General features: G+C 52.8%; 1 protein-coding gene and 1 pseudogene. Both read left to right on the forward strand.

The window, feature by feature from the left end; translation table 11 throughout:
- Window positions 1-525, forward strand: a 525-nt coding sequence (locus ACTHUM_RS17695) for an LptF/LptG family permease (protein WP_440403647.1), incomplete at its 5' end; no start/stop codon positions are given.
- Window positions 522-600, forward strand: a pseudogene (locus ACTHUM_RS17700) (LptF/LptG family permease); the annotation flags it as partial. The gene ACTHUM_RS17695 and the pseudogene ACTHUM_RS17700, both read left to right, overlap by 4 nt.

Here is a 600-nt window from a genome sequence, read left to right on the forward strand (position 1 = left end):
CTGACAGACAACAAACGTACGCTTGAATTGCGCGACGGCTACCGTTACAGCGGTACGCCCGGCAAAGCCGATTACAACCGCGTTTCTTTCCAACACCTCAGCCTGATTATCAGCACCACGCCGAAACTCATCGACCCTGTTTCACACCGCCGTACCATTCCGACCGCACAACTGATTGGCAGCAGCAATCCCCAACACCAAGCGGAATTGATGTGGCGCATCTCGCTGACCGTCAGCGTCCTCCTGCTCTGCCTGCTTGCCGTACCGCTTTCCTATTTCAATCCGCGCAGCGGCCATACCTACAATATCCTGATTGCCATCGGTTTGTTTTTGGTTTACCAAAACGGGCTAACCTTCCTGCGCAATGCTGTAGAAGACGGCAGAATCCATTTTTGGCTCGGACTGCTGCCTATGCACATCATCATGTTTGTGATTGCCGTCGTCCTGCTGCGCGTACGCAGTATGCCTAGCCAACCCTTCTGGCAGGCGGTTGCCAAAAGTCTGACATTGAAAGGCGGAAAATGAACCTGATTTCACGTTACATCATCCGTCAAATGGCGGTTATGGCGATTTATGCCCTCCTTGCCTTCCTCGCTTTGT

It is taken from the genome of Neisseria sp. P0021.S006, from assembly GCF_051956895.1.